Below are 5,651 nucleotides of genomic sequence, written 5' to 3' on the forward strand. Positions count from 1 at the left end.
GACTCGGCCCACTCGGGCGTCGGGTTCGGGTCGGCGACCGCGACCGACGCGGCCGTCGCCTCCGCAGCGTCTCCGTCGCTCGCGTCCGTCTCCACCCGCACCGTCTCCGCAGCCCCGTACCGCTCACCGTGCGGGGCCGCGCGGATCCGGACCGAGTCCGGGAGCTCGTCAAGCGGGACCGAGAGCGTCCGGCCGTCGGCGCGCGACTCGATCGCCGCCACCGTCTCCGGGTCGGCGTCGCGGTCGTCGACGAGGAACGTCACGTCGAGGGCGTCCGGATCGCCGGCGCGCTCAACGTCGTCGACGGCGGGCGCGGGCTCGATCTCGGCTGTCAGGCGGAGCCGGTCACTTTCCTCGGGGCCGTCGCCCTCGACGACGGCCGCGTCGAGCGATATCCGCGGTCGCCCGGGGCCGGAGACCTCGCAGTCGCCGTGATACGCCGCCGAGCGGTCGCCGTCGGGGACGAAGCCGAAGCCGTGGCGTCCGGGCGGGACCCGCACCGTCGCGACCCACTCGTCGCCGTCGCGCTCGGCCCGGTCGAGCCCGAGGCAGTTCTCGTTGTGGGGCCACAGCAGGGAGACGCGGTCGACCTCGTCGTCGCCGTCCGTCGGGATGTCGGCGGCCGGGACGCGGATCTCCGTCTCCCGTCGCTCGTCCGGGAAGGCCCGGACGCGCTGTCGGTGCGTCCCGTCAGGCGCGTCGAGCGCGAGGACGTACGTGCCGGGAGCGTCGGGCGCGAGGTGGACGACCGGGTCGTCGTCGCGGCTCGTCTCGCCCGCGCGGAGCACCGCGGTCGAGGCCGCCGAACCCGCTGCCGTCGCCGTGCTCGGCGGGCCGGTCGCGTCCGGGTCCGGGCCGTCTCCGGCGGAGAGCGCGCTGTCGGCGGGCGCGTCGCGGACGCGCCAGCGGTACGTGCCGTCGGCGTCCGGGGACCGCGCCGCCAGCTCGACGGACTCGCCGACGCTCGTCGTTCGCGGGGGGCCGGGTTCGTACACGACCCGCCTGTCGGCGCGGCGCGATTTGAGGGTTTCCGTTCGGCAAACGCGTGAACAATAATTACACCAAAGCTTCATACGCAGCGGCGGCGTGTGTTCGCGTAATGCAGCTTCGCGACGCGCTCGACGACTACAAGCGCCACGCCGGCGACGGGACGCGCTTCCCCGGCGAGCGGCGCACCGTCTCCGGCCGGTTTTCGGGCGGGGACGGTCGACTCGTCCACGTCGGCGACGACGGCGAACTCCGCGACTTCGGCTACCCGCTGACCGGTCGGACCGGGCTCGTTCGGTCCCGGATCGGGCTCGCCGTCGGCGACGAGGTCACGTGGCTCGACGAGGCCGACACGACGCAGCGGTACGTCGGCGACACCGCGCTGGTCGAGACGGTCCACGAGACGCCGCGCGCGACGGTCACCCGCCACGACGTGACGCTCGGCGACGCGCACCTCACGCGGGCCGCGGTCGAGTTCGACGGCGCGAGCAGCGGGGACGACGGCGCGGAAGACGGGGGCGACGACGGGGCCGCCGTCGACCCCGCGGACGCGTCGCTCGTCGTCTACGCCCGCTTCGCGCCGGACGGCCGCGACGACCGCGTAGGGCAGCTCCGCTACGACGACGCCGTCGAGGTGTACCACGCCGACGAGCACGACTTCCTCGCGAGCGCGACCGGCTTCGCCGACCTCCGCGGCCAGCTCCCGACCACGTTCCCCGAGCTGCTCGCCGACGACCCGACCGAGCTCCCGCGCGACCGCGACGGCGACCGGTACGAGGAGGAGCGCCTCTCCGGCGAGGTGATCGCCGACGTGCCGTTCGACGACGGGGTCGCGACGGTCGCCACGCTCCTGACCGACGGCGCGGAGACCGACCGCGGGGCCGCCCGCGAGCGCCTCGACGCGCTGTTCGCCGACCACGACGACGTCGACGCGCTCGCGGACGCGGCCGCGGACGCGCTCCCAGCCGTCCCCGAGTCGGCTCCCGCCCGCGAGTCGGTCGTCGCGGACCTCCGGGTCCTCTCGCTGCTCTCCGCGCCGTCCGGGCTCCGGATCGCGGGACCCGACTTCGACCCGTACTACGAGCACTCCGGCGGCTACGGCTACACGTGGTTCCGCGACGACGCGGAGATATCCGGCTTCCTGCTCGGGGCCGCCGACGCGGTCGACCTCGACCTCGACGACTGGCACGCGCGGTCCGCCGAAATGTACGTCGCCACCCAACGGCCCGACGGCTCGTGGCCCCACCGGGTGTGGCCCCGCGACGGCGCGCTCGCCCCCGGGTGGGCGAACGCTCGCATCGAGGACGGGCCGGACGTGGACTATCAGGCCGATCAGACCGGGAGCGTCGTCGCGTACCTCGCGCGGGCCCGCGAGGCGGGCGTCGACGTCGAGGGGCTCGACTCGACCCTCGTCGCCGCGCTCGCTGGGCTCGACCGCACGCTCGAACCGGACGGCCGCCCGGTCGTCTGTCAGAACGCGTGGGAGGACTCCGCGGGCCGGTTCGCCCACACCGCCGCGACGTTCCTCGAGGCGTACAGCGAGCTCGGCCGCCACGGCGCGGGGCTCGCGGTCGACGCGCTCGACGACCCCGACGCCGTCCCCGGCGCGGCGTCGCTCCCGGAGGACCTCGCCGCGCACGCCCGCGACCGGGCCCGCGAGGTGTACGACGCGCTCGACGACCTCTGGGTCCCCGAGCGCGGCTGCTACGCCGTCCGCGAGACGCTCGACGGCGGGATCGACGACCGGCTCGACTCGGCGACGCTCGGACTCGCGGCCGCGCACCGCTCCTTCGACGCGCTCGGCGCGGCGGGCGACGGGTCCGGAGCCGGCGGCGCGGTCGACGAGGAGCGCCTCGACCGACTGGTCTCGCACGTCGAGACGGTCGTCGACGGCCTCTCCCACGAGACCGACGACATCGCCGGCCTGATCCGGTACGAGGGCGACGGCTGGCGGCGGGCCGACCAGCTCTCGGAGAAGGTGTGGACGGTCTCGACCGCGTGGGGCGCGAACGCCTGCGCGGAGCTCGCCGCGCTGCTCGCGGCGCACGACGACCCGCGCGCCGCGGAGATGACGGCCCGGGCCCGCGACCTGCTCGCGCACGTCTCGCCCGGCGGGTCGCTCTGTGAGCCGACGACGTACCTCCCCGAGCAGTACTTCGACGACGGGACGCCCGACAGCGCGACGCCGCTCGGCTGGCCGCACGCGATCCGACTGGCCACGGTGGCGCTGCTCGACGACGAACTGCCGCAGTTCGCCGACGCTGCGACCGCGGACGACTGACCGAACCCCGGCGACTATTTACACATCAGATCTGCGGAGCGGCGCGCGCCGCCGAGCGGCCGCCACCGGCGGCCGCGAGGTGCGCGTGCGAGGGAGTCAGTCGCCGGAGCGAAGCGGAGGCGACTGACGAGGCTGGGGAGGCGTGAGGTGCGGTCGCTGTGCGGGGCGGAGCTTTGGAGGTCGCCTCCGTCGGTCGTCAACTCACGACTGCTATGCGATCGGCTGGGGCTCCGGGGTGATCGCAGTCGCTCCGCTGACAGCGGGTTATAAATAAAAACACAAGGACGACCAAAACCGCTTATCGCCAGTCGTCACGCGGCACGCAGTCCTCCTCCCGGACCGTGATCCACCGGGTGGTCCGCTCGTCAGGGTCGACGTCCCGCTCGAAGAACGTCACCTCGCCGCCGCCGTCGCCGTCGTCGGTCCGTTTACAGACGAGTTCCGGCGACCCGTCGCGAACACGTGCGGATGACGTGGACGTGGACATACGTCACGTTTGGTTCGCGGTCGCATAATAGCTGTTGGTTTCAATCGGTGAAAAATAGAAACTACGACCGTAGTTAGCGTCGCACCGGCCGCGTTCAGCGCCGGACCGGCACGCCGCGCTCGTCGAGGAGCGCCTTCGTCTCCGCGATCGAGTAGTCGCCGAAGTGGAAGATGGAGGCCGCGAGGCCGGCGTCGGCGTCCGCCTCGGTGAACACGTCGTACATGTCCTCGGGACTCCCGCAGCCGGAGGAGGCGATGAGCGGCGTCGACACGGCCTCACCGACCGCCTTCATCAGGGGGATGTCGTAGCCGTCCTTCGTGCCGTCCTTGTCGATGGAGTTGACGAACAGCTCGCCCGCGCCGCGCTCCTCGGCCTCCTTCGCCCACGAGACGGCGTCGATCCCGGTTCCCTCGCGGCCGCCCTTCTTCGTACACTCGAACCACACCGTCTCCCCGTCCTCGTCCTCGTAGAAGTGCTCGCCGGCGTCGTCGTACCGCCGCCGCGCGTCGACGGAGATGACGATACACTGGCTGCCGAACGCGGCCGCGCCCTCCTCGATGAGCGCCGGGCGTTCCAATGCGCCGGTCGTGATCGAGACCTTGTCCGCGCCCGCCCGGAGCGTCTCCTTGATGTCCGCCTTGGTGCGGATACCGCCGCCGACCGTCAGCGGGATGAAACACTCGTCTGCGACCCGGTTCACCACGTCGAGCATCGTCTCGCGCCCCTCGGCGCTGGCGGTGATGTCGAGGAAGACGAACTCGTCGGCCCCCGCCTCGTTGTACTTCTTCGCCAGTTCGACGGGGTCGCCGGTGTACTCCAGGTTCTCGAAGTTGACCCCGGTGTACACCGCGGCGTCGCCGTCCTCGTCGAGGTCGACGTCGATACAGGGGATGATACGCTTCGTGAGTCCCATTCGTTGTCGGTTCGTTGACCGCGCCCTCGGTTAAAATGCGCGGGGCTCACTCGGTGTCGTCGATCGCGGCCCGCTCGCCGCCGTCCTCCGCTCCTTCCGTTTCGCCGCGGTCCCGCTCCGCCCGCCGGTCGTACTTCGCGACGGCGCGGTCGGCCCGCGTCGAGATGCCGTTCGGGTTCCGGGCGGGGCCGCGGTCCCGGCGCCGCGCGACCAGCCCGTCGGAGGTCCCGCCGGCGAGGCCTAAGAGTACGTCGCGCCCGGTCGCGGCCCACCGCGTGGGGGTCGACTCGCCGCGGACCACGTCCTTCGCCGCGGCAACCGCGTCGGCGAGCGCGTGCGACCCGGTCCGGAGGAGGGCCGTCGGGCGGGCGCCGTAGTTCTTCAGCAGCCGATAGGCGAGCCCCCGGTACTTCCAGCCCCACTCGCTCGCGCTGCGTCCGCCGTCCGCCGCGGTCGGGGTCGGGAGCTCCTCCCGCGCGGCGAGTCCCGGCCGCCATGCCACCTCGCGGTCCATGCGGGCGAGCCGGTGCGCGGCGTCGCGCGCGCCGCCGACCCGGAGGTACTCGTCGAAGCCGTCGAGCTCGTCGAGGGCGTCCCGCCGGAACGCGACGTTCCCGCTCTCGAAGTAGGTAACGTTCTGCCCCGCGATCCGGCTACGCTCAGGCGCGCTCCGGTCGCCGGCGTCCGGGACGTCCGGAATGGCCGACCCGGTCTTCGCGGCGTCGGTCCCGCCCCCCGACTCCACCGCGTCCGCCTCGATTCCCGGCTCCGCGGCGCTCGTCCCGCCCGGCGGGATCGGCGTCACCGGTCCGGAGACCACGGGCGCCGCGTCGAGGCCGTCGTCGACCGCGTCGCGCCACCCCGGCTCGATCCGGTTGTCGTAGTCGACCAGCGCGACCGCGTCGCCCGTCGCAACCTCGATGCCGGCGTTGCGGGCGACGCGGTCGCGCTGGTCGACTACGACAACCGGATCGAGCCGGGGT

At 73.2% G+C, this 5,651-nt stretch carries 4 protein-coding genes and 1 pseudogene; 1 reads left to right on the top strand and 4 read right to left on the bottom strand.

Annotated elements, in window-relative coordinates:
• Window positions 1–995, bottom strand: a pseudogene (locus B9G38_RS13715) (alpha amylase); the annotation flags it as partial.
• 104 nt (window positions 996–1,099) lie between these two features.
• Here B9G38_RS13715 and B9G38_RS13720 point away from each other — a divergent pair.
• Window positions 1,100–3,268: a glucan 1,4-alpha-glucosidase gene (locus B9G38_RS13720; RefSeq protein ID WP_086220731.1), complete on the top strand. Its 2,169-nt coding sequence runs from the start codon at window positions 1,100–1,102 to the stop codon at window positions 3,266–3,268.
• Window positions 3,269–3,566: 298 nt separating this feature from the next.
• Here the strand turns inward: B9G38_RS13720 and B9G38_RS13725 are convergent, their stop codons facing one another.
• The 3 genes from B9G38_RS13725 to B9G38_RS13735 all read right to left on the bottom strand — a co-directional run.
• Window positions 3,567–3,755 carry a hypothetical protein gene (locus B9G38_RS13725; RefSeq protein ID WP_049932369.1) on the bottom strand — a complete coding sequence of 63 codons (189 nt, stop codon included), beginning with the start codon at window positions 3,753–3,755 and terminating at the stop codon, window positions 3,567–3,569.
• Between the two features lie 94 nt (window positions 3,756–3,849).
• On the bottom strand, window positions 3,850–4,668 hold the full coding sequence (gene hisF, locus B9G38_RS13730) for an imidazole glycerol phosphate synthase subunit HisF (RefSeq protein ID WP_086216534.1): 819 nt from the start codon (window positions 4,666–4,668) through the stop codon (window positions 3,850–3,852).
• Window positions 4,669–4,714: 46 nt separating this feature from the next.
• On the bottom strand, window positions 4,715–5,651 hold a 937-nt coding region (locus B9G38_RS13735), incomplete at its 5' end, for a glycosyl transferase family 2 (protein ID WP_086220732.1).

The organism is Halorubrum sp. SD612, assembly GCF_002135005.1.